This is a genomic window from Rhodococcus sp. A14, from assembly GCF_011603105.1.
Lineage (GTDB): Bacteria > Actinomycetota > Actinomycetes > Mycobacteriales > Mycobacteriaceae > Rhodococcus_F > Rhodococcus_F opacus.
This window is the reverse complement of record NZ_JAAOQS010000140.1, coordinates 1-20640: the sequence shown is the minus strand read 5'-3', so window position 1 is coordinate 20640 and position 20640 is coordinate 1. Positions and strand designations below refer to the sequence as shown.

The 20640-nt window shown below is 68.8% G+C and carries 22 protein-coding genes and 1 pseudogene; 11 read left to right on the top strand and 12 right to left on the bottom strand.

The window, feature by feature from the left end; all coding sequences use genetic code 11:
• On the top strand, nt 1-1781 hold a 1781-nt coding region (locus G9373_RS40290), incomplete at its 5' end, for an N-acetylmuramoyl-L-alanine amidase (protein WP_167120550.1).
• A gap of 31 nt (nt 1782-1812) precedes the next feature.
• On the opposite strand, the gene G9373_RS40285 is transcribed toward G9373_RS40290, so the two are convergent.
• The 3 genes from G9373_RS40285 to G9373_RS40275 are packed head-to-tail and all read right to left on the bottom strand — an operon-like array spanning nt 1813 to nt 4175.
• Nucleotides 1813-2634, bottom strand: a complete 822-nt coding sequence (locus G9373_RS40285) for a Cof-type HAD-IIB family hydrolase (protein ID WP_005571619.1) — start codon at nt 2632-2634, stop codon at nt 1813-1815.
• Between the two features lie 44 nt (nt 2635-2678).
• Entirely contained in the window at nt 2679-3410 is a 732-nt protein-coding gene (locus G9373_RS40280; protein WP_005571617.1) for a lysophospholipid acyltransferase family protein, read from the bottom strand.
• Between the two features lie 9 nt (nt 3411-3419).
• Nucleotides 3420-4175 (bottom strand): lysophospholipid acyltransferase family protein, encoded by a 756-nt coding sequence (locus G9373_RS40275; protein ID WP_005260449.1) that lies wholly within the window; start codon nt 4173-4175, stop codon nt 3420-3422.
• 89 nt (nt 4176-4264) lie between these two features.
• Between G9373_RS40275 and G9373_RS40270 the strand changes: the two genes are divergently transcribed.
• Both G9373_RS40270 and G9373_RS40265 read left to right on the top strand, forming a co-directional pair.
• Nucleotides 4265-5092, top strand: coding sequence for a hypothetical protein (locus G9373_RS40270; RefSeq protein ID WP_167120548.1), 828 nt, complete (start codon nt 4265-4267; stop codon nt 5090-5092).
• A 99-nt stretch (nt 5093-5191) separates the two neighbouring features.
• Nucleotides 5192-6739: a Rieske 2Fe-2S domain-containing protein gene (locus G9373_RS40265; protein WP_005568843.1), complete on the top strand. Its 1548-nt coding sequence runs from the start codon at nt 5192-5194 to the stop codon at nt 6737-6739.
• 52 nt (nt 6740-6791) lie between these two features.
• Here G9373_RS40265 and G9373_RS40260 read toward each other — a convergent pair whose 3' ends face one another.
• The 5 genes from G9373_RS40260 to G9373_RS40240 form a co-directional block, all read right to left on the bottom strand.
• Entirely contained in the window at nt 6792-7979 is a 1188-nt protein-coding gene (locus tag G9373_RS40260; protein WP_133985907.1) for an MFS transporter, read from the bottom strand.
• Nucleotides 7980-8082: 103 nt separating this feature from the next.
• Nucleotides 8083-8568: a bacterioferritin gene (gene bfr, locus G9373_RS40255; RefSeq protein WP_005248856.1), complete on the bottom strand. Its 486-nt coding sequence runs from the start codon at nt 8566-8568 to the stop codon at nt 8083-8085.
• A gap of 92 nt (nt 8569-8660) precedes the next feature.
• The gene (locus tag G9373_RS40250; protein ID WP_005248857.1) at nt 8661-8840 is read right to left on the bottom strand and encodes a (2Fe-2S)-binding protein; all 180 of its coding nucleotides are present in this window, start codon (nt 8838-8840) and stop codon (nt 8661-8663) included.
• 90 nt (nt 8841-8930) lie between these two features.
• On the bottom strand, nt 8931-10187 hold the full coding sequence (gene serS / locus G9373_RS40245; protein WP_054248583.1) for a serine--tRNA ligase: 1257 nt from the start codon (nt 10185-10187) through the stop codon (nt 8931-8933).
• A gap of 33 nt (nt 10188-10220) precedes the next feature.
• Nucleotides 10221-10640, bottom strand: coding sequence for an ankyrin repeat domain-containing protein (locus G9373_RS40240; RefSeq protein ID WP_005248859.1), 420 nt, complete (start codon nt 10638-10640; stop codon nt 10221-10223).
• Nucleotides 10641-10721: 81 nt separating this feature from the next.
• On the opposite strand from G9373_RS40240, the gene G9373_RS40235 reads away from it, so the two are divergent.
• The 5 genes from G9373_RS40235 (at nt 10722) to G9373_RS40215 (ending at nt 14664) form a co-directional block, all read left to right on the top strand.
• Nucleotides 10722-11828 (top strand): septum formation family protein, encoded by a 1107-nt coding sequence (locus G9373_RS40235; RefSeq protein ID WP_005260456.1) that lies wholly within the window; start codon nt 10722-10724, stop codon nt 11826-11828.
• A 1-nt stretch (nt 11829) separates the two neighbouring features.
• The gene (locus G9373_RS40230; protein WP_005260457.1) at nt 11830-12180 is read left to right on the top strand and encodes a metallopeptidase family protein; all 351 of its coding nucleotides are present in this window, start codon (nt 11830-11832) and stop codon (nt 12178-12180) included.
• Between the two features lie 150 nt (nt 12181-12330).
• Nucleotides 12331-12636: a PE domain-containing protein gene (locus tag G9373_RS40225; protein WP_005568845.1), complete on the top strand. Its 306-nt coding sequence runs from the start codon at nt 12331-12333 to the stop codon at nt 12634-12636.
• Nucleotides 12637-12670: 34 nt separating this feature from the next.
• On the top strand, nt 12671-13873 hold the full coding sequence (locus tag G9373_RS40220; RefSeq protein ID WP_167120546.1) for a PPE family protein: 1203 nt from the start codon (nt 12671-12673) through the stop codon (nt 13871-13873).
• Nucleotides 13870-14664 carry an ESX secretion-associated protein EspG gene (locus tag G9373_RS40215; RefSeq protein WP_167120544.1) on the top strand — a complete coding sequence of 265 codons (795 nt, stop codon included), beginning with the start codon at nt 13870-13872 and terminating at the stop codon, nt 14662-14664. Before G9373_RS40220 ends, G9373_RS40215 begins: the two co-directional genes overlap by 4 nt.
• Before the next feature lies 1 nt (nt 14665).
• On the opposite strand, the gene G9373_RS40210 is transcribed toward G9373_RS40215, so the two are convergent.
• Genes G9373_RS40210 through G9373_RS40195 form a run of 4 tightly spaced genes read right to left on the bottom strand, consistent with a single transcriptional unit; the run spans nt 14666 to nt 18457 of the window.
• Nucleotides 14666-16069, bottom strand: a complete 1404-nt coding sequence (locus G9373_RS40210) for a lipase maturation factor family protein (RefSeq protein WP_005260461.1) — start codon at nt 16067-16069, stop codon at nt 14666-14668.
• A 55-nt stretch (nt 16070-16124) separates the two neighbouring features.
• A complete protein-coding gene (locus G9373_RS40205) occupies nt 16125-16796 on the bottom strand; it encodes a histidine phosphatase family protein (RefSeq protein ID WP_005260462.1) in 672 nt (223 codons plus the stop codon).
• Nucleotides 16793-17710 carry a prephenate dehydratase gene (pheA, locus tag G9373_RS40200; RefSeq protein ID WP_167120542.1) on the bottom strand — a complete coding sequence of 306 codons (918 nt, stop codon included), beginning with the start codon at nt 17708-17710 and terminating at the stop codon, nt 16793-16795. Before pheA ends, G9373_RS40205 begins: the two co-directional genes overlap by 4 nt.
• A gap of 54 nt (nt 17711-17764) precedes the next feature.
• Complete coding sequence (locus G9373_RS40195) at nt 17765-18457, bottom strand: hypothetical protein (RefSeq protein WP_005573464.1); 693 nt, start codon at nt 18455-18457, stop codon at nt 17765-17767.
• Between the two features lie 116 nt (nt 18458-18573).
• On the opposite strand from G9373_RS40195, the gene G9373_RS40190 reads away from it, so the two are divergent.
• The 3 genes and pseudogenes from G9373_RS40190 to G9373_RS40180 all read left to right on the top strand — a co-directional run.
• On the top strand, nt 18574-19338 hold the full coding sequence (locus G9373_RS40190; RefSeq protein ID WP_005573463.1) for a DUF2470 domain-containing protein: 765 nt from the start codon (nt 18574-18576) through the stop codon (nt 19336-19338).
• 37 nt (nt 19339-19375) lie between these two features.
• The gene (locus G9373_RS40185) at nt 19376-20194 is read left to right on the top strand and encodes a CPBP family intramembrane glutamic endopeptidase (RefSeq protein ID WP_054248860.1); all 819 of its coding nucleotides are present in this window, start codon (nt 19376-19378) and stop codon (nt 20192-20194) included.
• 264 nt (nt 20195-20458) lie between these two features.
• Nucleotides 20459-20640 (top strand): annotated as a pseudogene (locus tag G9373_RS40180) (LytR family transcriptional regulator); the annotation flags it as partial.

Below are 20640 nucleotides of genomic sequence, written 5' to 3'. Positions count from 1 at the left end.
TCTCCGACCCCGCGATCCTGCCCCCGGCCGATCAGCAGCCCGGCACGATCGTCAAGGAACTGTCCCGCGACACCCCGTTCAGCATGGTGGCGCTCACCTCCCAGACCCTCGCGTCCGCGGAGTCGAAGGTCCGGGCGCTGCAGGCCGACGGAACGTGGGGACAGTGGGTCTCCCCCGACATGATCGACACGCGTCGCACGGACAAGACGGCGTCGGACGGCAAGGTCGCCACCGAACCCGTCTACGTCGGGCTGACGAAGGCGATCCAGATCCTGACCCCCACCTCGATCCCTGCACCGGCAGGCGCACCCGCGCCCGACGCGGTGCCCGCTCCCGCCCCGGCACCCGCAGCCTCTGCTCCCGCCGCCGACGGGGCCGCACCGCTCGGTTACACCCCTGCCGCCGTCAACACGCCGTTGCGGCAGCAGCCGGCACGCGCGGGCGCCGACGACGTCACGGCCGTGCTCATCGAACCGGGCAGTGGTCCCGGCGACGCGACGCTCGGCGACATCGCGAGCCCCCTCGACAGCGGCGGTCCCAAGGTCATCAGCCGCCAGCAGTGGGGCGCCGACGAGTCCATCCGGTGCCAGGACCCCGATTACGACGACTTCATCGGCGGCGCCACCGTGCACCACACCGCGGGAGCCAACGACTACTCGAAGGCCGAATCGGCCGAGATCGTCCGGGCGATCTACGCGTACCACGCGCAGACGCTCGGCTGGTGCGACATCGGATACAACGCACTGGTCGACAAATACGGCCAGATCTTCGAGGGTCGCGCAGGCGGTCTCGACCGTCCGGTCCAGGGCGCGCACGCCGGCGGGTTCAACGAGAACACCACCGGAGTCGCGATGATGGGCGACTTCTCGTCCGAGGATCCGCCGCAGGTCACCCTCGACGCCGTCGGCAAGTTCCTGGGCTGGAAGCTCGGCAAGGCCGGACTCGACCCACTCGGTGAGACGACGATGTACTCCGAGGGCACCGAATTCACGCCCTACGCGGAGGGTGAGGCCGTCGATCTCCCGGTGATCTTCGCGCACCGCGACGTCGGCAACACGTCCTGCCCCGGAGACGCGGCGTACTCACACATGGACGAGATCCGGCAGATCGCGGCGGCCAACCTCGGCGGCGGCAACGCGTCGCTGGCTTCGGACGCACCCTCGGGTGAGGCTCCGGCGCCGTCCGGCGGTCCCGGCACGGACGCCAGCGCCAGCCTCGGCGCCGGAATCCCCGCCCTGGTCAACGAACTGCTGCGGCTCACCGACCCGTCGCCGGTCGCCCAGAAGTGGGTGGCGGAAGGCGGCGACACCGGCCGGCTCGGCCAGGCCATCACCGGACTGCTGCAGGCCAAGGCCGGTAACTCGGGCGCACAGTTCGCCAACGGCGCCATCTTCACCTCGCCCAACGGCGGTGTGTGGGCGGTCCTCGGACAGATCTTCAAGACGTGGCAGAACCTCGGAGCCGACAACGGCGAACTGGGCCTGCCGACCAGTGACGAGTACCCGATCCCGGGCGGTCTGCGCACCGACTTCGAGAACGGTTCGCTGATCTTCAACGAGATCACCGGCATAGTCACCAAGGTGTTGAAGACCTACAACGACACCTACGCGGAGGCCTACAAGAACGGTGCCCGGGTCGATGCCGCGGCCCCCGTCGCACCGCCCGCGGACCCGGCTCAGGTTCCGCCCGCTCCGGCCGAGCCCGCTCCGGCTCCGGCACCCGAACCGGCTCCCGCGCCCGCTCCCGCTCCCGTCGAACCGGCACCGGTTCCGGCCGGCTGATCGGGTTTCACCCTCCCGGGCGCTGGTGGTCTCAGGACCACCAGCGCTCGAGTACTTTCGCGACTCCGTCGTCCCAGTTGGTGGCCGTCACTTCGTCGGCGGCGGCCTTGGCGTCGGGGTGCGCGTTCTCGACGGCGACACCCCGGCCCGCGAGGTTCAACATCGGAATGTCGTTGGGCATGTCACCGAAGGCCACGATGTGCGACGCCGTCACGCCGAGTCGTTCCGCCACCAGCGCGAGACCCGACGCCTTCGTGATTCCCGACGCCGACAGTTCGATCAGCCCGTTGTCGGTGGAGAACGTGACATCGGCCCGGCGACCGATGTGCGGCGCCAGCGCGTCGACCATCGCCTGACTGGACATTTCCGGCACCCGGATCAGCAGCTTCACCGCGGGGGCCGCGACGACCTCGTTCTCGGACATCTCGGTGTTGTCGGGGTTGAGCCAGGCGTGCTGGTAGCCGGGTGAACTCACGAACTGCGGTGTCGCGGCGTCGTGGGCGCTCACCCCGACACGCTCCGCCGCGAGCCCGGCGCCGGGCAGCACGCGGAGCGCGATCTCCGACAGCCACGTGAGGGTGTCGACGTCGAGGGTCGCGGAGCTGAGCACGCGGTCGCTGTCGCTGTCGTAGATGACGGCGCCGTTCGCGCAGACGGCGAGCGGCGCGTAGCCGAGGCCCTCGACCACGGGATGGATCCAGCGCGGGGGCCGGCCGGTGGCCAGCACGAAAGGGGTTCCCGACGCGACCACCGACGCGACGGCGTCGCGGGTGCGGGCACTGATGCGCTCGTCCTCCCCGATCAGGGTGCCGTCGACATCGGACGCTACAAGGCTCGGTCGGTCTGGGCTCACCCAGCTATTCTGCCTGCCGAGTCCGCGGCGCCGCCGGGCGGCCGTTACCGGGCCCGCCGTTCCTCGGCTTCGCGGCGGTCCATCTCGGTGGCCTCCTCGATGGTCGGCGCGCTGCCGCCGAGTCGCCGGGGCACCCAGTACGCTCCCGCCGGATGGTCGAATCCGTCCTGCACCCGGCGCAGGATGGTGTCCATCTCCGTGTGCAGGGTCGCGGTGAGGGCCTCCGCCGGTTCTCGCGGCTCGATCGGCCTGCCGACCTCGACGGTCACCGGGAACCGATGCCGCCCAAGTTGTCTCGGCTGCCCTTTGGTGGCGATCCGATGAGCGCCCCACACGATGACGGGCACGAGCGGCACCCGGGCGTCGATCGCCATGCGCGCCGCACCCGACTTCAGTTCCTTGATCTCGAAGCTCCGGCTGATGGTCGCCTCCGGGTACACACCCACCAATTCGCCCTCGCGCAGCCGGTCCACCGCAGCGAGGTACGCGCCCGCGCCTGCGGTCCGGTCGACCGGGATGACCCCGCACCCGCGCATCAGGAACGCCATCACCGTGTTGTTCGCGAGTTCGGCCTTGGCCATGAGCCGCAGTTTGCGGTCCACCGCACCGACCGCCAGTGCCAGCTGGACGAAGTCCAGGTAGCCGGTGTGATTGACCGCGAGCACCGCACCACCCTCGGTGGGGATGTTGTCCAGGCCGACTCGCGTCATCCTCAATCCCTGGAACAGGGACAACGCCTTGGCCGTCGACTCGACAGCCGTATAGACCGGCTCCACCGCCACCCTCTAGCTACCGGTCTCCCGGGCCCGACGGGACTGCGCCTTCGCCTCGGCGTCGGCGGCGTCCATCTTGTTCGCTTCGTCGAGCGTCGGAGCACTGCCCCCGAGGCGCGCGGGCACCCAGTACTCGCCCGCCGGGTGGTCGTAGCCCTGCTGGAGGTCGGCGAGCATCGTCGTCATCGTGGCGTGCAGCTTTGCGGTCAGCTCGGATGCGGGCTCGAACGGCTGGATCGGCTCGCCGACGGCGATCGAGATGGGAGTGTTCGTGCGGCCCAGCCGCTTCGGGAACCCCTTGGTCCACACCCGCTGCGCGCCCCAGATGACCACCGGGATGATCGGCACATTCGCCTCGATCGCCATGCGCGCGGCACCCGACTTGAAGTCCTTGATCTCGAAGCTCCGGCTGATGGTGGCCTCCGGGTAGACGCCCACCAGTTCGCCGCGGCGCAGGAAGTCGACGGCCGCCTTGTACGAATCCGCGCCGGCGGCCCGGTCGACCGGAATGTGCTTGAGCGCGCGCATGATCGGGCCCGAGATCTTGTTGTCGAACACTTCCTTCTTCGCCATGAAGCGGACGTACCGCTTCACCCGGCGGGCCGGAAGTCCGGCGTAGGTGAAGTCCATGTAGCCGGTGTGATTGATCGCGATCACCGCCCCACCCGTCGACGGAATGTGCTGATCGCCCTTGACCGTGAACTTCAGGCCTTCGAGGGCGAATACGGTGCGGGCGATGCCGATGACGGTTCGGTAGACGGGTTCCACAATCGGCTAGCGTAGCCGGGTATCCGCGATCTGGCCCCCCGTCGGGGACGGACTTTCGGTGGGGAGTCGAGAGAAAGGGCGCGCTGGAGATGGCTGGCAGGGGCAGGAGGGCGCTCATCGCGCCGGTCGTCGCGGTGATCCTCGGCGCGGGGGTGGCGTGCGATTCGCAGTCCGGCATCCCGACGGAGGAACCGCCCGCCGATACCGTTTCCGCGCCCACATCCGCCGCCAGGCCCACGACCACCACGCCGCCTGCCCCGGTGCCGCGGGTGATCGTCGGCGACGTACCCGGCAACCCCGCAGCGGTCGACGCCGTCCGCGCGTGGGCCACCGACCTGGTCACCCGACCCGACACCGTCCCCGCGAAATGCTGGACGCTGCCGCCCGCCCAGGCCGCCGACCAGTACGCCGACACGTCCGCGATCCTCGGGGCCCTCGCGCAACCCGGCGTCGACGGACAGTTCGCGGTGTCGTGGACCGGCGGCGGCACCACGGTGTCCGTCAAACGCAGCGAGATCGCGTCCGGCTACGCCTGCCCACACGTCCACCCCGCCGGGACCGTCGACTTCTACACCCTCGCCGACGCCGAGTACGCCGTCACCCGATTCCTGTCTCGGGAGTCGGGCGCGCCGGTGAACAGGGCAGACACCGAGACCGCCTACCCGCTGATCTGCCCCGGCTTCAGCCCCTGGGACCCGTCCGGCACGGGCACCGGCGGCAGGCCGCCGCTCCAACTCGACCCCGACGTCCTCGCCGGGACGACGGCGTTCGCCGCCGACGCGATGACAGCCACGCCGGTCCGCGGCGACTACCTGGAAGTGTCCGTACCCGTCACCGACGTGTCCGGTGTGACGAACACCAGGCAGCTCACGCTGTCCATCGGCCCCGACGGCTACTGCCTGGGCGAAGTGACCTGACCGCACGTGAGTGGCATGGTGTGCTGGAGCGCGCATTGCCACTCACCTGGGGGGACCGCCTACTCTGGAACAGTCGCTCAGCTCCCAGGAGGCATACCAGTGCAGGTCACCAGCGTCGGACACGCCGGATTCCACATCCAGACCGAGGCAGGCTCGATCCTGTGCGACCCCTGGGTGAACCCCGCATACTTCGGGTCCTGGTTCCCGTTCCCGGACAACACCCAGCTCGACTGGGACGCCCTGGGCAACTGCGACTACCTGTACGTGTCGCACCTGCACAAGGATCATTTCGACCCGGAGAACCTGAGCAAGCACGTCAACAAGGACGCGACGGTGCTGCTCCCCGACTACCCGGTGCCGGACCTCAAGCGTGAACTCGAGGCGCTGGGCTTCCACAAGTTCTTCGAGACCGAGGATTCCGTCAAGCACAAGGTCACCGGCCCCAAGGGCGACCTCGACGTCATGATCATCGCGCTGCGCGCCCCCGCGGACGGTCCGATCGGCGACTCGGGTCTCGTGGTGTCCGACGGCGAGACCACGTGTTTCAACATGAACGACGCACGACCCGTCGACATGGACGTCCTGCACGACGAGTTCGGCAAGATCGACATCCATCTGCTGCAGTACTCGGGCGCCATCTGGTACCCGATGGTCTACGACATCCCCACCAAGACGAAGGCCAACTTCGGCAAGCAGAAGCGTCAGCGCGGCATGGACCGCTGCCGCAGCTACATCGAGCAGGTCGCGGCCACATGGGTGGTGCCGTCCGCCGGACCGCCGGTGTTCCTCGACGACGCCCTGCGCTACCTGAACGACGACCGGGGTGACGAGGGCAACATCTTCCCCGACCAGATCACGTTCCTCGAGCAGATGCGGATCCACGGCAACGACGGCGGCATCCTGATGATCCCGGGGTCCACCGCGGACCTGAAGGGCGGCGAGCTGACGCTCACGCACCCGATCCCGGACGCCGAGGTCGACAAGATCTTCTCCGACAAGGCCGCCTACATCGAGGACATGGCGAAGCGCATGGCGCCGGTCCTCGCCGCCGAGAAGGCCACGTGGGCCCCCGCCGAGGGCGAGCCGCTACTGGAGGCGCTCAAGGCGAAGTTCGAGCCGATCATGAAGCAGTCCGACCTGATCTGCGACGGCATCGGCTACCCCGTCGGCCTGGTGATGGGTGACGAGACCGTCGTCCTCGACTTCCCGCAGCGCACCGTCCGTCCGCGCGGCGAGAAGGACGGCAAATACCGCTACGGCTTCCGTATCGCCCCCGAACTGGTGCGCACGGTGCTGCGCGACGACGAGCCCGACTGGGTGAACACCATCTTCCTGTCCACCCGCTTCGAGGCGTGGCGCGTCGGCGGATACAACGAATTCCTCTACACGTTCTTCAAGTGCCTCACCGACGAGCGCATCGCGTACGCCGACGGCTGGTTCGCCGAGGCCCACGACGACTCGGCGTCGATCGAACTCGGCGGGTACGAGATCCAGCGTCGCTGCCCGCACCTGAAGGCCGACCTGTCGAAGTTCGGCGTCGTCGACGGCACCAACCTCACCTGCAACCTGCACGGCTGGCAGTGGGACCTCGAGTCGGGCCGCTGCAAGACGTCCAAGGGTCACGAATTGCGGTCCACGAAGCTCTGACCCCGGCGGGCGAATGTACCCTTCGGCGCATCTGAGGCGTCGAAGGGTACGTTCACCCGGCAGTGGGGGCGTCGGCGCGGACCGGCGGCAGCCACCGACGCACCAGGACCGCCGACAGCAGCACGGGAACGGCCAGTGCCGCGACGAGCGTCGTGACCGACAGCCACAGGGACCCGACGGCCACGCCCGCGTAGATCAGCACCGCGGCCACCTCACCGAACAGTCCCGCCACCGACGTGACGGTGGCGCGTGCGGGACCGGTGATCGCATCCTGTACGCGCGCTTCCGACACGATCATCGCGTTGCCGAGGATGCCGTAGCCGACGCCGAGCGCGAGGAATCCGGGGACACCGCCGAGCAGCGCTCCCCCGCCGAGCAGGATCGCGGCGACGGCAACGGCCCGCCCCATCGTCACGGCACGCATCGACGCCGTGCGTCCGGCGAGGGCTGTGCCGACCACCTGACCGCTCACCGTGATCGCGACGAGCAGCGGTACGGACGCCGTCGCTGTGCCACCGTCGCGGGCGAGGAGCCCGAAGTACTCGTCGAACGCCAGGAACGCGATCAGCACCGCCGAGAGCAGCACTCCGCGCCGGACCACCGCCTCCCGCGTCACCTCGCCGAGGCCGGCACGCAGCATCGCGGCGTACCGGGCCGCGAGTCCCCGGCGTTCGTCCGCGACGTCGAGGGTCTCGTCGGCCTCCTCGACCTTGGGTGCCGCGGGCAGCAACAGGGCGAAGCCCCCGTGGACCACGGTCGCACCGACGCTGACCCATCCGACCAACGGATATCCGCCGAGGACGTAGAGCGGCGCCGCCGTCAGGGTCGCGAGAAGGTTGCACACCATGGCGCCGGAGTTGGCGAAGCCGAGCAACCTCGCGAAGTCACCGGCGGCGCCTCGCGCCACGAGTTCGTCGTACAGCAACGCCTCGAACGTGCCCGACTGGATGGCGCCGCTGATGCCCCACAACACGAATCCGGCCGCGAATCCCGCGTACGACGGCACGAGGATCCACACGCTGAATCCGGCCGTGTACAGCACGGACGCGAACACCAGGAGGCCACGTCGAGACACGGTGTCGGCCCACGCGCCGGACGGCACCTCGGCGACGAAGGACACGACCGACCAGATGACGAACAGGGACGAGATCTGACCGACGCTCAGTCCGTGGTCGGCGAACAGCAGGTCGTACAGACCGTGGAGCGGGATGAGGTCGCGCGTGGACACGTAGCCGACCACGCGGACGGCGAGAGAACGCTGCGAACTGGGTCAAGGCTGGTCGGCGGGATATCTCACGCGCCCAGTTTCGCACTCCCCGCCGGGGGTGTCACCCCGTTTTCGACTATCCGACGGTCGGCGGCTGATCGACGAGCTGGGCCATGTAGAGCTGGTCGCCCATCTTGTCCATCAGTTCGATCTGCGTCTCCAGATAGTCGATGTGATCCTCTTCTTCCTCGAGGATCGTCTCGAGCAGTTTCGCCGACGTGGCATCGCCCTTGTCGCGGCACATCTGGATTCCCGGACGCAGGCGCTCGACGACCTCGACTTCGATGGAGAGGTCGGAATGGAACTGCTCGCGTAGGTCCTGTCCGATGCGCAGCGGCAGCAGCTTCTGATAGTTCGGAAGCGCCTCGAGGAACAGGATCCGGTCGGTGAGGATCTCGGCGTGATTCATCTCCTCGATGGACTCCGCCCGAGTCTTGTCCGCCAGTTTGGTGAAGCCCCAATTGGCTTGCATCTTGGAGTGCAGAAAGTACTGGTTGATCGCAGTCAGCTCACTGGTCAACTGTTCGTTGAGAAGAGCAATTACTTCGTCGTCGCCGCGCATGACTTCTCCGTTCGCCCCGGTTGAGGCGAACGTACCACCGGCAATATCCCGCGATGTAGAGAATCGCGGGATTCAGTTGTGCTGCGGTTTCGTTACGCGGCCACGCTGTCGGCGGCCGACCGCTCCAGAATCTCCTTCAACCGATCGACGCAGGTTCCGCATCCCCATCCGGCGCCGCAACGCTCACCGATGGCATCCGCACTGTCAGCTCCGGCAGCACAGTGCTCATGCACTTCGTCTTCCGTCACTGCCTTGCAGATGCACACGAACATGTGGAGCTCCTTACCAACTCGATTAGGTAAGGGTTACATCATTTCGGCGTTCGCGCAAGGGTAGCCTTCCCAAAAGCCCTGCGCCTGCGTTCATGGCTTCAGGAGATCCGTCCCGACAAACGGCACGAGCGCCTCGGGCACCCGCACCGTGCCGTCGGACTGCTGGTGGTTCTCCAGGATGGCGACGATCCACCGGGTGGTGGCGAGGGTGCCGTTGAGGGTCGCGGCCGTCTGCGGCTTCCCGTTCTCGTCGCGGTACCGGACACCGAGACGACGCGCCTGGAACGTCGTGCAGTTGGACGTCGAGGTGAGCTCGCGATATGCCTGCTGCGTGGGCACCCAGGCCTCGCAGTCGAACTTGCGGGCGGCCGACGACCCCAGGTCGCCACCGGCCACGTCGATCACGCGGTAGGGCACGTCGATGGCGGCGAGCATGTCGCGCTCCCACCCGAGCAGGCGCTGGTGCTCCGCGTCGGCGTCCTCGGGCTTGCAGTAGGTGAACATCTCCACCTTGTCGAACTGGTGGACCCGGATGATGCCGCGGGTGTCCTTGCCGTAGCTGCCGGCCTCGCGGCGGAAGCACGTCGACCAGCCGGCGTACCGCTTGGGGCCGTCGGCGAGGTCGAGGATCTCGCCCGAGTGGTACCCGGCCAACGGGACCTCGGACGTGCCGACGAGGTACAGGTCGTCGTCGGCGAGGTGATAGATCTCGTCCGCGTGGGCGCCGAGGAACCCGGTTCCCGCCATGATCTCCGGTCGCACCAGCACCGGCGGGATCATCATCTGGAAGCCGTTGGCCATCGCCTTCTGCGCGGCCAGCTGCAGCATTCCCAGCTGCAGCATCGCGCCGAAGCCGGTGAGGAAGTAGAAGCGGGCACCGGAGACCTTCGCGCCGCGCTCCATGTCGATCAGCCCCAGCGACTCACCCAGCTCGAGGTGGTCCTTGGGTTCGAAGTCGAACGTGGGAATCTCGCCGACCGTCTCGAGGGTGACGAAGTCGTCCTCGCCGCCCGCGGGGGCGCCCTCCTGGACGACGTTGGAGATCGCCCGGTGCGCGGCGTCGAGCGCGGCCTGCGCCTCGTGCTGCTCGGCCTCGGCCTGCTTGACCTTGGCCGCGAGTTCCTTGGAGCCCTCGAGCAACGCCGGACGCTCCTCCGGGGACGCCTGCCCGACCTTCTTGCCGAACGCTTTCTGCTCGGCACGCAGATTGTCGCCGGCGAGAACGGCGGCGCGCCGGGACGCGTCGGCCTCGAGCAACGCGTCGACCAGGGCGGGATCTTCGCCACGGGTGCGCTGCGACTCGCGGACGGCGTCGGGGTTCTCGCGGAGGAACTTCAGGTCAATCACGGCTTCAAACCCTACCGGGCGCCGCGGAGCGGCTCACTCCGGTTTCGGTTCCAGCAGGCTCAGAAGGTCCTCGCGGCCGAACATGCGGGCAGCGTCGACGGCGGTCGGGTGGCCGGCCGTGGCGTCGGCACCACCGGCGACGAGGGTCCGCACCACGGCGTCCTCACCCTTGAACAGCGCCCCTGCCAGCGGGGACTGTCCCTTGTCGTTGAGCCGGTCGACGTCGGCGCCGCGGTCGATCAGGACCTGAACGGCCACGGCGTGACCGTGGTAGGCGGCCAGCATCACCAGAGTGTCGCCGTTCTGATTGGCCAGGTTCACCGGGACGCCCGCATCGAGGTACGTGGCCAAGGACACGGCGTCGCCGGATCGTGCCGTGTCGAACACACGCCCGGCGAGCTCTTGCAGTTCAGGATCCACCGGCTCGGCGGAGTGCTGAGGATCGTCACTCATGGTCGTCGAAGTTACGCCAGGTTCCAGCCGATTGCGGGAGTTGTTCTGCTTCCACGAGTGGAACAGGCATTATGGAAATCGATGTCCTCAGATCAGTCGAACGGCGCCGACCCCCAGCCGAAGAATGCCGGGCAACCGGAGAAGGCTCCCCGCAGCATGTCCGCGACCACGACGCGTCGCGCGCTCGCGGCCGTCGCGGCAGGTGCCGTGGTGGCGGCGATCGCCACGTTCGCGATCGCAGGCGGTTTCAACCGCAGCGAGAACCTCCCCGCGCACTCCGCCGGTTCCGGACCGCAGGCGACGGGTTCGGTGGACGGCGACGCGTTCGCTTCGGCGGCGGCAGGCGACTGCCTCGACTGGACGCCGTCGAACGATCCGCAGGAAGACCGGAAGGACGTCGCGAAGGTCGACTGCTCGGAGGAACACCGGTTCGAGGTGGCGGCACCGCTGGACCTCAGCGTGTATCCGGGTGCCGAGTTCGGTCCGGGTTCGCGTTACCCGGGTGCGCTGCGGTTCGCCGCGCTGCGCGACGAACACTGTGTGCCCGCCGTCGACTCCTACCTCGGCGCGAAGTTCGATCCGTACGGCAAGTTCAGCGTGGGTCTCATGTTCCCCAGCGAGTCCGGTTGGGCGGCGGGCGAGCGCACTCTGCGGTGCGGCCTTCAATTCTCCAGCACCGCAGGGACGTTGCTGCCGTTCACCGGCAAGGTGGCCGAGCAGGACCAATCCAACATCTGGGATCCGGGCACCTGCATCGGCATCAACCAGAACGTGCCCACCGATCCCGTCGACTGCGCGCAACCCCACGCCTTCGAAGTGATCTCCGTCGTCGACCTGGCCACCCAGTTCCCTTCCTCGATGCCGGCCGTCGAAGACCAGGACAAGTATCTCGAAGGCGTGTGCACGCAGGCCGCCAACGAGTACCTCGGTTCCGCCGACGCGCTGCGCAACAAGACGCTCACGCTGTTCTGGGACAACCTGGAACTCGACAGTTGGCTCGCGGGCAGCAGGCGGGTGAACTGCTCGGTGGGCAAGGAGACCGACGCCGGCGGCTTCTCGACCATCACCGGTTCGGCGAAGGGCGAGATCCTCATCAACGGCGCGGCGCCCGTACCGCCGCCGCCGGTCCCGGAGGGTAGGTCGATTCCGACACCGCTTCCCGGCGCAGCGCCGGTCCCCGGGAACTGATGTGGCGGTGAGCATGACGCCCGACCGATTCGAGGAATTGGTGGGCGACGCACTCGATCTGATCCCACCCCAGCTCGCGTCCGCGATCGACAACGTCGTCGTCCTCGTCGACGACCGCAACGACGAGGACCCGTATCTTCTGGGCCTCTACCACGGGATCGCGTTGACGGAACGGGACAGCCATTACGGCGGATCGCTGCCCGATACGATTACCGTCTACCGCGACGCCCTCCTCGAAATTTGCAGTTCGGAGGAGGAAGTCGTCCACGAGGTGGCCGTCACCGTGATACACGAGGTTGCGCACTACTTCGGGATAGAAGAAGATCGCTTGCACGAGCTCGGCTGGGGATGAACGGTTTTCCCGAGAAGAAATTTCTCGGGATCGGGGGGAACCGAAGAGCGCGTTGCAGCGTCCAAGTGTGTAGGGACAGCTGCACATGCAGTTCGTTTGCCGGGGGGCAACTGCCTTCCGCCTGCCTAGGTCAAGAAGGAGTTCGACGCAATGCCAGCTCTGCACGTCGCACCTGAAGCTCTTGTCGCCGCCGCCCTGGAACTCGACGCGCTCGCCGCGCGTCTCGAGACCGCGGTCGCTCTCAACTCCGCGGCCATCCGCGTGCTTCCCTCCGGGAGCGAAGAGGTCTCGCTGCACGCGGCTGGTTACTTCAATACCGTCGCCAACACGTTCACTCCTGCTGTCGCCCAGGGCATTCTCGAGATGCGCGAGACCGCGAACACACTCCGCACCCAGGCCGCGCTGTATGTCGCCGAGGACCTCGCGCTCGGCGCGTCGCTCGCTGCGGGCATGTGACGGCCGGCGCCTCGAGACCACCAGGAGATCAGATATGACCATGGGACTGACAGGTGTCATCTGGTTGCCCCGAGGGGCAACCGTCAACTCGACCACCCTCGCCGCCGGCGCGGGTCCGGTGCCGCTCAGCGTGGCGAGCGCGGCGTGGACGGCGCTGTCCACGAGCTTCGTCGACGCCAACCTCACACTCGTCCGCGTGATGGCCGAACTCGCGGCCGGCTGGCAGGGAGTGTCCGCGGTCGCGGCGCTCGCCAAGATCACGCCGTTCACGGTGTGGACGGCGGAATGTGCCGAACTCGCCGCGGACACCGCAGCGAAGGCCGGGCTCGAAGCGGGCGCCTACACCACCGCCGCGCTCATCATGCCCAGCATCCCCGAGATCGTCGCAGTGAAAACCGCGAAGGCCACCGCGTACACGACGGGTGGGGCGCTCAACGGCACCGCCGCGGCCGCCGAAGCCGCGGACCGCGCGATGGACATTCGCGCCGGGCTCGTGATGGAGGGATACGAGGCCGCGTCGAACATCCTGGCACTCAAACGCACGTACAGGCAGCCCCCTCGTATCGTCACGAAGGCCGATTCGAAGGAGGTCGGGACCTTCGACGAAATCCCGTCCGACGGTGAATTCGATCCGACGCGTGCCGCCGCTGCCGCACTGATAGCCGCCGGCCAGAACCCGGCCGTCACCACGGCCGCGTCGCAGGTCGGGAGCATCGCGGGCACCACCGTCTCGACCGCCACGTCGGCCGCGAGCAACATCGGTGGCGCGGCATTGTCCGCGGTCACCGGTGGCGGCGTCACCCCGATGGTGGGCGGTGCGCCGATGATGTCCGGCGGCGCGTACGGCGGCGGCTCTGCCTCGACCAGCGCGGCGGCAGCCCGCACCTCGGTCGGTGCGATCGGTGCGGGCACCGCAGGCGGGGCGACCCTGCCCGAGGGCTGGGGCAAGACGGACGGCGGCCAGGGCGCACGGCCCGGCGCACCGGCAACCGCACCCGGCGGGGTGATCGGAGACGTTCGCGCCGACGTGAACCCGGCTGCGGCGGCGCGCGGCGCCACCGGCAGCGGACCGATGACGGTCGGACGTGGAGCGGGCGCCGCCGGGGCGGGTTCACAGGACGAGGACGAACGGGAGACCCCCGACTACCTGAAGAACTTCGAGCACTTCTCCGACGGACGCACCGTCATTCCGTCGGTCATCGGCGCGAACCCCGACCACCGGGAGTCCGGACGGTGATCGACCTGGGCACCCAGCCGGGCGTACCGACCCTCCCGGCGGTGACCCTGAGCCTCGACGAAATGGATTATCTCGTCGACACGCTCGCACTCGACGTGCTGCCGGTGGTGCTCGACGCCACCCCGCGGTACGACACGTACGACGCCAGGGACGCAGCGTTCCGCGGCGCCGTCGACACCCTCGCCGCCCGGGACCTGCTCCCGGGCGGTGGGGTTCACCCCGAACTCGCCGACCGCCTACGGGTTCTCGCCCGGCCTCTGTGGGAGATCGCCCTGCGCTGGTACGGCGACGGCAGCATCTCCAGACTGTGCATCTCCCAGGGCGATGCCCTCTCGGTGCTGGCCCTGCGCGCCGGCGACACGTACGTCGTCCAGGATGCGGGCGCCGACATCTTCGCCCCCGTGATCGGAGCGCTGGGGGCCGCAGAGCCGATGAACGTCGGCGTCGTCAACGCACCCACGGTCCAGCTCGGCGAAGCCTTCGATCAGGGCGGGGACGGCAAGACGCTCGCCGCCACCCTCACCGCACTCGGGGTGAGCGCGGTCGACGCGACCGTCCTCGGCAACGCGATGGCCGGCTGCACCACCTACGCCGAGATCGTCGGAATCGTCTACGGCGACGGACGATACGACCCCGTGGGCGGGCCTGTCACAGTCTTCGACACGTCGGCGGGACGCATCGTCGGCACGTCCAGTGTCTCCGCGCACGGGGCGGGGTGGTCGTCGCTCAGTCCCGGCACCCCGCAGCGCCTGCGGCAGGCGCTGGAGTCGCTGGCCGACCGGCTCCGCTGACCTACACCGGTTGCCGCTTCCACCAGGCGCCGGTCTCGCGGCGCTCCTTCCAGGTGGTGAATTCGTACCGGTACATCCGCGCACGCACGTGTTTCGGCGGCTCCTCCGGGAACGGGTTGTACTGCAACAACTTCAGCGTGTCCCGATCGTTGCGCAGCAGCCTCTCGACGAAACCCCGGAACCACGGTTCGGCGTAGCCGGGCGAGATCGCCGTGAACCAGAACAACCAATCGAGCCGCAGGTGATACGGCGCGAACTGGCGCGGTCGCCGGTTGACGTCACCCGGTTTTCCCTTGAAGCCGTACTCCTTCCACACGGAGTGCACACTGGAGTGCGCGTCCGACGTGCCCTCCACGATCACCTCGTAACGCACCCGGGTGATGCTCCCGAACGCGCCGTACGTGTTGACGAAGTGCCACTTGTTGAACGACGCATTCATGCGTTGCCCGTGGGAGATCATGTTGCGAATCGGCCAGTAGCTCAACACGACGACGAGCGCCGTCACCGCGATCACCAGCACGACGAAGGGCATCGGCGCCGAGTCACTGGCGGCCGGGACGTCGAACGGCAGCACCTTCTCGTACACGTTGTCCGGGATGACGGACAGCCCCAGCACGATGGTCGTCCAGTTCAGCCACGAAAAGTTACCGCTCGCCACCAGCCACAGTTGGGTGACGATCATGATCGTCGCGGCGACGGCGGCGACCGGCTGCGGCGCGAACAGCCCGAACGGCACCACCAACTGAGCGAAGTGGTTGCCGAGCACCTCCACCTTGTGCAGCGGCTTCGGCAGCCGGTGGAAGTACCAGCTGAACGGTCCGGGCATCGGCTGGGTTTCGTGGTGGTAGTACAGGCAGGTGAGGTCCTTCCAGCATCGGTCGCCGCGCATCTTGATCAGCCCGGCCCCGAATTCGAGACGGAACAGCAACCACCTCAGCACGAGCAGCACGAGTATCGGCGGACCGACCGAGGCGTTGCCCAGGAAGATCGCGAGGAAACCCGCCTCGAGCAGCAACGACTCCCAGCCGAAGCTGTACCAGATCTGGGAGACGTTGACGATCGAGAGGTACAGCACCCACAGGGCGAACCACACGAGCATGCACGCCGCGAGCGGGACGACCTGCGTCAGACCGAGCAGCGCGGCGAGAGACAGTGCGGTGCCGGTCCAGCAGACCGCCTCGAAGAATCGGTCCGAGTAGTGGAAATGGAAGATGCTCGGTGAACGTCCGAACGAGACCGCGCGGAGAAAGTTCGGGACGGGCAGCATCCCGTTGCTGCCGACGAGCGGCCTGAACTGGTTTCTCGCGGCCACGAACGCGACGAGATAGATCGCGGCGAGCCCCTCGGTGACGAGCAGCCGACCGAGTGAATAGTCATCGCCAACGAACCAATCCACCGCCGTCACTCCTCGAGGACGGTTTCCTCCATCGTCGCGCAACCCCACAGTGCGCGCAACGACGTCACCCCATCGGGTCGTCCGCGCCGGGGATCACCCGGTGCTCGAACGGTGGCTCGACGGTTCCCCAGCGCACGCACTCCCAGCCGCCGCCCGCGAGCGGTGTCAGCTCCACCGACTGGGTGTTGGCCAGATGATTGTTGGCGGCGAACAGCCCGGGCACCCCGGCGAGTTGCGCCGCCACGAGCCGGATGGCGGCGCCGTGGCTGACCAGCACGACGTCACCCGATTCCGCCGTGTCGTCGAGGTATTGCTCACGCAGGGCGTCCACGACCGGCACATACCGTTCGAGGATGTCGTGGGCGGATTCCCCGCCGGGAACCCGGGCGTCCAACTCGCCGGTGTGCCACAGGTGGAACGTCTTCATGAACAGCTTGTGCGACTCCTCGTCGCTGCGGTCCTCGAGTTCACCGGCCTGGGCCTCGTGCAGGCCTTCCCGCACCTGGACGGCGATGCCCGACGCGAGTTCGACGAAGCGCGCCGTCTGCCGGGCGCGCAGTGCCTGCGAGGACACGAGGGCGGCCGTCGTCGCCTTGGCGGCGAGGTCGGTGCCCAGTCGTTCGGCCTGGGAGAGCCCTTCGGGTGTCAGCCGGGCACCGGGCAGCCGGGTGTCGAGCCTGCGCTCGACGTTGGCCTCGGTCTGCCCGTGCCGGACCAGGATCAGCTTGCCGCTCACGATTCCCTCTCTCCCTGACGGATTCGTTCGATCCAGTCCGCTGCGTCTCCGTCGGACGGCGGCGGCGGGCCGCTGGGGTTCGCCGCGGGCCAGGACCCGAGGAACCGCACGTGCGACTTGCGGTGCAGCGCACGGAACGCCTCGGCGACGAGCGGGTCGTCGATGTGCCCGATGCAGTCGACGAAGAAGCGGTACAAGCCGGGGGTGGTGCGGACCGGGCGCGATTCGATCCGGATGAGATCGATTCCGCGGGTCGCGAACTCGGAGAGCACATCGACGAGGGAGCCGGGGGTGTTGTGGGGTTCGAGCACGGCCGAGGTGCGGTCACCGCCGGTGCGGGCGGGCACCCGGGTCGGCGCGGTGACGAGAACGAACCTGGTGCGGGCGCTCTTCTCGTCCGCCACCCCGTCGGCCAGGCTGCGCAGCCCGAGCCGTTCGCCCGCGAGCGCGGTGGACACGGCGGCGTCGGCGAGGCCGTTCGCCACGTCCTCGGCGGCGCCTGCGTTGGAGGACGCCGTCTGGAGTTCGGCGCCGGGGCAGTTCTCCTCCAGCCAGATTCGCACCTGACCGGCCGCCACCGGGTACGCCCGCACGGTGCGCACCTGATCGAGCCGCTCGATGCCTGCCCCGCCGAGGATCGTGAACGCCACGTCGAGCTCGGTCTCGGCCACGATCTGCAGGCGGTCGCCCAGCGCGAGCGAGTCGAGGGTGGGCACCACGGCCCCCTCGACGGAGCTCTCGATGGGAACGACAGCACCGTCGACGACGCCGTCGCGTACCTTGGCCAGGCTGGCGGGCGGACTCGTCGCAGCTACCCGCTCGACCGGGCCGTCGAAGGCACCCGCGGCCTGGAGCTGGGCGAGCGCCATCTCCGTGAAGGTTCCCGAGGGTCCGAAATACGCGATCTTTGGCACGCCTACGAGATTACGCACCGAGCGTTGACGGACCGGCGCATTGACGGTGAATGTTTACCGCAGACCCGCGTCCGCCAGCTCACGGGCCACGAGTGCCGGGTCGTGCACCTCGACCCCCAGCAGGACCTCGCGGACGGCCTCCGCGGCCTCGGGGATCAGCGAGGTGAGTCTCGTCGGATCCGGTGCCGCGAGCGCCGCCCGCACGTCGTCGCCGCGAAGGGACGCGACCGTCCCGGACAGCAGCGCGAGCACCTCCGCCGTGTCCCGGGCCCTCGCCACGTACCCGACGTCCGCGTGCGCGAGGACGGCCAGGAAGTCGGCGACCTCGCCGATGGCGTGCCCGTTCGCGAGGCCCGGGATGCGGCCGGCGTCCGCGAGTTGCTGCGCCGACTCGGCCAGACCGAGGTCGTCGCTGCCGTCGACCGTGACGAACACCGCGAGCGGAGACGGCAGCCGGAGAGCGACCGCGTCGCCGAGCTGGTCCGCGGGGCAGTCGAGGTGGAAGCGGACCGCCTCGTAGGAGGCCTGCTCGCTGGTGCGGAGAACGGCGGGATCGACGTCGAGACCCACGATGACGCGGCCGGCGTCGGTCCCGACGGCGTCGAGCAGTGCGGACGCCGGGACCACCCGCGGTCCGAGTGCGCCGCCGACGGCCGGGCTCGTGTCCCGGGATCCGCTGAGAAGTTCCGCGAGCAACGACTGCGGTCCGCGGGATCGCGGGACACCGAGGGTGAGAGGTATAGCCACCTCCCCACCGTAATGCCCACCTCGTGGACCGGAATCGTCTCGGGGTCTTGCCATCGCCGACTCGGCCACATTAGGTTAGGGTTACCTCAGTATCGCGGAACCCTGAAGGAGGCTCCATGCCCGTCACGACCACCGGTCCGTCCACCGCCGAGCGTGTGCGTAGCTCGTGCGCACGGACCCAGGACGCGGTACTCGCCGTCGAAGGCAGCGCACCGACCGTCACGTCGGTACACCACCTGCGGTCCAGCGGCGACGTCGTCGTCGCGGTGCCCACCGAATCGGCGGCCGCCACGTTGTCCTGGCTCGCCGGTGGCGGCGGAATCCCCGCCGTACTGGAGCTGACCGACAACTCACCGCTCGCGCTGCGTGAGCCCGTGCGGTCGCTCGTCTGGCTGCGCGGCACCCTCCACGCCCTCTGCGAGGCACACACCCGGACGCTGGCCGACGAGGTGGCGTCCGAATACCCGCACCCCGGACTTCTCGACGTCGGGCACGATGCGACGCTGCTGCAGCTCCGCCTCGAATCGGCGGTGGTCGCCGATTCCAGTGGCGCCGAACCCGTCGCCCTCGACGACCTGCTCGCCGCCCGGCCCGACCCGTTCTGGGAAATGGAGACCGCCTGGCTTCAGCATCTCGACGAGGACCATCGCGACCTCATCGACATGCTGTCCCGCAAACTGCCGCCCCACATGCGATGCGGACGTGTCCGCCCCCTGGGCATCGACCGGTACGGGCTGCGACTGCGCGTCGAGAACGATCACGGCGATCGCGACATCTGGATGCCGTTCTCGGCGCCGGTCGACGACGCCGTCGCGCTGAGCAGGGCGATCCGACTGATGGTGGGATGCCCGTTCGTGAACGGACTCCGCGCGCGCGGCTGATCGGTATTCCGGTTCGGCGCACGCTAGCGTGTGCCGCGTGATCTCGCGTGCAACGCTCGCCTCCTGGATACGGCCTGCCCCACCCGAACCGGCGGCTCCGCCGGCCACCGGGAGCGAGCGGCGGGCCCTGTGGATCGAGATCACGATCGTCCTGCTCGTCACGTTCGGGACGAGCGGACTGTCGGGACTGCTGTCACTGTCCGAATCGCTGCTGACCCCCGGAAACCTCGCCGATCAGGCCGTCGCCCTCAATGTCTCCCGCGCGGAGAACCAGATCATCGACGTCGCCCGGCAATTGCTCGGCGTCGTGAAACTTCTCGCGTGGGCTGCGCTGGGTCTGTACCTCCTGTGGCGCAGCGGCCTCGGCCCGCGCGCCGTCGGGCTCGGCCGACCCCGGTGGCGTCCCGACGCGACGCAGGGTGTCGGGCTCGCCGCGCTGATCGGTCTGCCCGGGCTCGGCTTCTACCTGCTGGCCCGCGCGGTCGGCGCCAACCTCACCGTCGTGCCCAGCACCATCGGGGATCACTGGTGGCGGCTGCCTGCTCTGATCCTGTGGGCGATCGCGAACTCCGGCGCGGAGGAAGTGCTCGTCGTCGCATATCTGATCACCCGGCTGCGGCAACTCGGGTGGGGCGAGAATTCGTCACTGCTCGCGTCGGCGGTGCTCCGCGGGACATACCACCTCTACCAGGGTTTCGGGGGCGGACTGGGCAACGTCGCCATGGGTCTGGTGTTCGGCCGGTACTGGCAGAAGACTGGACGGTTGTGGCCTCTCGTGATCGCCCACGCCACCATCGATTCGGTCGCGTTCGTCGGCTACGCCGCCCTGCGCGGGCACGTCGGCTGGATTCCGTAATCCGGCCGGACCAGTAAAGTCGTGCGGGTGACCGGCGACGCCCCCTATCCTCCGCTGCCGCCCCGTCCGCCCCGGCGAACGCAGGGCGGGCAGCAGGTGCCGCCGCCCCCGAACCGCCGAATGCCACCACCTGACCAGCGAGTTCCTCCGCAGACGCGGCGGGTGCCACCGCAGGGTCCCCCGCAACAGGGACCTCCTGCGCCCCGCCCGCGACATCCCGCTCCCCGGCAGGGTCCCCCCGCGCCGCCGCCGGAGGGCACCCAGGTGATCCGCCGCGACGGACGCGGCGCCCCGCCGCCTCAGCAGGCGTGGTCGCAGGCCCCCGAACCGCAGTTGTCCCGGTCGGCGCCGCCGCAGGGACCGCGCGGCTACGCGCCCACCCAGACGCCGCAGCCCTACCGTGACGCGCCGCCACCGCCGCCTCGGGTGCCCGACCGGCGTCCCCC

Coding starts and splice junctions, on each gene's coding strand:
- G9373_RS40270 (WP_167120548.1), top strand. CDS start 4,265: ATGGCTGGCAGGGGCAGGAGGGCGCTCATCGCGCCGGTCGTCGCGGTG.
- bfr (WP_005248856.1), bottom strand. CDS start 8,568: ATGCGCGGCGACGACGAAGTAATTGCTCTTCTCAACGAACAGTTGACC.
- G9373_RS40250 (WP_005248857.1), bottom strand. CDS start 8,840: ATGTTCGTGTGCATCTGCAAGGCAGTGACGGAAGACGAAGTGCATGAG.
- G9373_RS40240 (WP_005248859.1), bottom strand. CDS start 10,640: ATGAGTGACGATCCTCAGCACTCCGCCGAGCCGGTGGATCCTGAACTG.
- G9373_RS40235 (WP_005260456.1), top strand. CDS start 10,722: ATGTCCTCAGATCAGTCGAACGGCGCCGACCCCCAGCCGAAGAATGCC.
- G9373_RS40225 (WP_005568845.1), top strand. CDS start 12,331: ATGCCAGCTCTGCACGTCGCACCTGAAGCTCTTGTCGCCGCCGCCCTG.
- G9373_RS40220 (WP_167120546.1), top strand. CDS start 12,671: ATGACCATGGGACTGACAGGTGTCATCTGGTTGCCCCGAGGGGCAACC.
- G9373_RS40190 (WP_005573463.1), top strand. CDS start 18,574: ATGCCCGTCACGACCACCGGTCCGTCCACCGCCGAGCGTGTGCGTAGC.